Raw genomic sequence first — 4617 nt, 5'->3', positions numbered from 1 at the left:
GACCACCGTCGCTACGGCGTCGAGCGTGAGCACTACGAGGCCGCCGGCGTCGCTCTGAAGCGCGCGGTTCGGTCGATGTACGGCACGAGCGCGCACAGCCGCTACAAGTGGACGCCGGAGCTGGACGAGGCCTGGTCTCAGTTCACCGACCTCGTCGTCGGCACGATGGCCGACGGCGCCGAATCCGATACGACCCCGGCGCTCTGGGGCGCAACCGTGGTCAGCCACGAACGAGTCCTCGACGATCTGGCGATTGTTCGCCTCGAAGCCGACCCACCCATTCCGTACGGGGCGGGGCAATACGTAGGTGTTCAGATTCCCCAGCGCCCGAAAATGTGGCGGTATTACTCACCGGCGATTCCGACCAACCCTTTCGGTCAGCTCGAGTTCCACATCCGCAAGGTGTCGGGAGGATGGGTCAGCCCCGCGATCGTCAGCGAAACCAACGTCGGTGACCGCTGGGTCATGTCCACTCCCCTCGGCGGCCTCGAGGTCGACTTCACCAGCGACCGTGACGTTCTCATGATCGGGTCCGGCACCGGTATCGCTCCACTGCGGGCACAGGTGATGGAAATGTCTCAACGCGCGCACAACCCGCGCGTGCACCTGTTCGTCGGCGGCCGCTATCCCTGCGATCTCTACGACCTCGAAACCCTCTGGCACATCTCGCTCAGCAACCCGTGGTTGACCGTCGTACCGGTTTCCGAAGAACCCGAAAACCCTTGGTGGCACAACGGACCGGTGCTCGAACCACCGTTCGGAATGCACAGCCGGCTGATCGGACCGATCGGAAAAGTGGTCGCGCAGTTCGGTTCGTGGGCCGACCGTCAGGTGCAGATCTCGGGGTCACCGTCGATGATCAAGACAACCGTCTACGCCTTGCGTGCCGGCGGAACTCCGCTCGACCAGATCCGGCACGACCCGCTCTACTGACTACAGGAGTACTTTCATGGCCCAGCGAACCTGGTCGAGCACAGTCGTCGAACATCACCGTCTCCGTGAGGATCTGGCGGTTGTTCGTCTTGTCGGCGACGTCGTCCCGTTCCGACCGGGCCAGTACGTCGACGTCAGCGTCCCGCAGAATTCGCGGTTGCTCCGTCGACTCTCCCCCGCACTGCCTCCCTCACACGACGGGAAGTTGGAGTTTCACGTCAAGACGGTTCCCGGTGGTTGGGTCAGCGGTTCGATAGTCAAGGACACCCAGCCTGGTGACGTCTGGCAGATCCTCGACCCGCGCGGCAACCTGTCCGTCGACGAGAACGGCCCCACCGTCATCATGGTCGCGGGCGGAACCGGTTTGGCCCCACTCCGGTCGATCATTCTCGATCTGGCTCAGACCCCGAACCCGCCGCAGGTGTACCTCTTCTTCGGTGGCCGAACGCTTCGTGATCTCTATGCTGCGGACATGCTGTGGCTGCTCGCCGACCAGTTTCCGTGGTTGCAGCCCATTCCTGTCGTCGAAGATCTCTCCGACGGCGGCCCGCCCGACGGATGGTTCGACCGGTTGAACGTCGACATCGGATTCGGCGACGATCATCTCATCGAAGGCACGCTCGCCGACGTCGTCGCGTCGTACGGTGCATTCACCGAACATCAGGTCCTGGTGTGCGGATCGGCGGCCATGGTTCGGTCGACGCGTGATCGATTGATCGAGGCCGGAACGCCGGCCGAGGTCATTCAGTTCGATCCGTACTGACGGTCAGTACGTCGGGTCGTTGCGAACGGTGTCGACGTCGATGCCCACTGCGCGAAGCCTGAATTTGGTGCTGTTGACCATGGATTCGCTGCCGACGACCTGAATGTCGTAGCCCGCCCAGTCCCCGAACGAGGTCACGACCTTACCGACCTTGCCGACGATGCGCCGCTTCATGCCGATCGGCGGCAGTGGCTCCGCTTCGGTGTGCCACCACGGATTCTCGTCTTCTTCGGAGACCGGGATGATCGTGAGCCACGGGTACTTCTCGGCCAGCTTCCACAGATGCGGAAGGTCGTAGAGATCGCACGGATGCTGTCCGGAGTAGAACAGTTGGACCTTGCGGGTGTTGCCGCGTCGGATCAGTTCGAGGATCTGAGCGCGAAGAGGCGCGACACCTGTTCCCGACGCGATCATCAAAAGGTCCTTGGAGTTCTCCGGAATCCCCAAGGCGCCGATGGGCGAACCGACCACCCAGGTGTCACCGACAGCGGTCTGGTTCACCATGACCGGGCTGACCCACCCGCCGGTGACCTGGCGGATGTGGAACTCGAGGATTCCGGTCCCGTCGTACGGCGTGGCCGGAGAGAGGTAGCGCCACATCCGTGGCCTCGCGGCGACCTGCACGCTGACGTACTGACCGGCGCGGTACTCCATCGTCTGGTCGAGTTGCAGCCGCACGACGGCGACGCCCTTGATGACCGGGCGGCATTCGATGACCGTGGCACTCCACGCGGGCGGACCGTCTTCCGCGTTGGCGGCATCCATCATCGCCGCCGAGATGATCGCGAGCGCGTTACGCCACGCGCTGTCGACCTCGTCGGTCCACATTTCGGCGCCACCGAAGGTCTCGAGTGCTTCGATCAAGGCATTGCCGACTGCCGTGTAGTGCTCGTCGGTGACGCCGTACTTACGGTGATCGCGGCCGAGCTGTGCGAGGTACTCGAGTATCGCGTCGGACTCGTCGAGGCGTTCGACGACGTGAGCGATAGCGCTGACAAGCCGGTCACGCTGCACATCCATCGCTGCCGGAAAGAACTCCCGGGTTTCGGGCGATCGAGCGAACAGGATCGAATAGAAGGTACGGGCGAGCCGTTCCGGACCATCTTCTACCGCAGCGACGGATTTGAAGCTCGACCGGACCAGAGAGATTGCTTGCGAATCCACGCTCATCCTCGTCCCGACTAGACGCGGCAAGACCCGCCGCGGAATTTCGTCTGCAGCTTATGTCACAAATGTCTGACTCGTAAATCATTCTGGACAAGTGTCACAATGCGACCCCATTTCGCGGTGTGACCGTCCCTTTCTTATTCTTGCGTGCAAGATAAACAAGAGCTTCGACACTCTCGATCGCCGAGCTAACGTTCAGCGAAATCTCAACCAGCCAAACAGGAGTCGTGCCGTGGATTTTGTTCGACAGGACGAATTGCCCACCGATAGCGGGCTTACGTCCCAGATCGCCTCCACTACCCCGACGCTGACCGAGCTTCAACGTCGGGAACTCGAGTGCGTCGAATTTTTCGACTCTCCGGAACTGGGACACCTCCCGACGTCTCGGCGGCGTGAGGCCTTGCGTGAACTCCATCGGACCGGCACCTACACGCACACAGCAGAGGAATTGCTCGTCGGCGCCAAACTCGCGTGGCGAAACCACGCCAGGTGCGTCGGTCGCGCGCATTGGCGGACCCTCAAACTCATCGACGCGCGCGATGCCGTCACGGCTTCCGCTCTCGCCGAAGCATGCTGGGAGCACCTGCGACTGTCGACCAACGGCGGCGCTCTGCAGTCGGTCGTGACGGTCGGGCCACTCCCCCGCGAGGACGGTCAGGAGTACCGAATCCTCAGCCCGCAACTGATCCGCTACGCCGGCTACCGGCAGCCTGACGGCACCATCCTGGGCGACCCGTGGCACGTCGATCTGACTGCTCAGGTCACCGCCATGGGGTGGAAGGGCGCCGGTACGCCGTTCGACGTTCTCCCCGTGCTGATTTCGGTTCCCGACGAACCCCTGCAGTACTTCGACGTCCCGACCGACCTGGTTCTCGAGGTCGAGATCGAGCATCCCGAATACAGCTGGTTCGCTGATCTGGGGCTTAAATGGCATGCCGTCCCTGCGGTCTCGGACATGAACCTCGACATCGGCGGAATCGTTTATCCCTGCACGCCGTTCAGTGGTTGGTACGTCAGCACCGAGGTAGGCGCACGCAACTTCAGCGACACCGATCGCTACAACATGTTGCCCACCATCGGAGCGATGATGGAGCTCGACATGAGCCACGACCGCACGCTCTGGAAGGACCGCGCACTGGTCGAACTGAACCGTGCAGTTATCCACAGCTACCGCAAGGCCGGCGTCATCATGGTCGACCATCACACTGTCGCAAAGCAATTCATCGATCACATCGCGCGTGAGGACAAGGCCGGGCGCAAGTGCCCGACCGACTGGTCATGGGTGAACCCGCCCATGTCCAGCTCGCTCACGCCGACGTTCCACCGCCTGTACGACGAGCCCGATCTCGACATCCGGCCCAATTTCGTGACAAAAAAGAAGAAGGGCACCGACCAAGGCCGGTGCCCCTTCCACAACTGATCGCGCTCAGAAGGGGATCTGCCCCAATCCGACGCCGACCACGAGCATCGTGATCGAGATCAGGCCCGCTCGCCACAGAACCTTCTTGTGGTGATCCGCCAGAGAAACACCGGCGAGTGTGACCAGTAGCAGGATCGCCGGGACCAGCGGGCTCTGCATGTGCACGGCCTGCCCGGTGATCGAGGCGCGCGCCATCTCCACCGGCTCGATGCCGTACTGCGCTGCAGTCTCGGACAGCACCGGCAGCACACCGAAGTAGAACGCGTCGTTGGTCATGAAGAACGTGAGCGGGATACTCAGGACGCCCGTGATGACGGCGAGGTGCGGGCCCATC

At 62.6% G+C, this 4617-nt stretch carries 4 protein-coding genes and 1 pseudogene; 3 read left to right on the top strand and 2 right to left on the bottom strand.

Annotation, left to right across the window (positions count from 1 at the left end):
* Window positions 1-933 (top strand): FAD-binding oxidoreductase (locus tag A2J01_RS31060; RefSeq protein WP_064114268.1); only part of this gene is annotated, 933 nt, incomplete at its 5' end.
* Window positions 934-949: 16 nt separating this feature from the next.
* Entirely contained in the window at window positions 950-1696 is a 747-nt protein-coding gene (locus tag A2J01_RS31055; protein WP_003944435.1) for an FAD-binding oxidoreductase, read from the top strand.
* A 3-nt stretch (window positions 1697-1699) separates the two neighbouring features.
* Here the strand turns inward: A2J01_RS31055 and A2J01_RS31050 are convergent, their stop codons facing one another.
* Window positions 1700-2860 (bottom strand): globin domain-containing protein, encoded by a 1161-nt coding sequence (locus tag A2J01_RS31050; RefSeq protein WP_003944359.1) that lies wholly within the window; start codon window positions 2858-2860, stop codon window positions 1700-1702.
* A gap of 235 nt (window positions 2861-3095) precedes the next feature.
* Between A2J01_RS31050 and A2J01_RS31045 the strand changes: the two genes are divergently transcribed.
* Window positions 3096-4283 carry a nitric oxide synthase oxygenase gene (locus tag A2J01_RS31045; protein ID WP_042924169.1) on the top strand — a complete coding sequence of 396 codons (1188 nt, stop codon included), beginning with the start codon at window positions 3096-3098 and terminating at the stop codon, window positions 4281-4283.
* A gap of 6 nt (window positions 4284-4289) precedes the next feature.
* Here the strand turns inward: A2J01_RS31045 and A2J01_RS31040 are convergent.
* Window positions 4290-4617 (bottom strand): annotated as a pseudogene (locus tag A2J01_RS31040) (citrate:proton symporter); the annotation flags it as partial.

The sequence above is a fragment of the Rhodococcus sp. EPR-134 genome, from assembly GCF_001647205.1.
GTDB classification, from domain to species: domain Bacteria; phylum Actinomycetota; class Actinomycetes; order Mycobacteriales; family Mycobacteriaceae; genus Rhodococcus_F; species Rhodococcus_F qingshengii.
This window is presented reverse-complemented; position numbering and strand designations above follow the sequence as displayed.

Bases quoted from the DNA above. Each gene is read 5' to 3' on its own strand.
- A2J01_RS31055 (WP_003944435.1), top strand. From the start codon at position 950: ATGGCCCAGCGAACCTGGTCGAGCACAGTCGTCGAACATCACCGTCTC.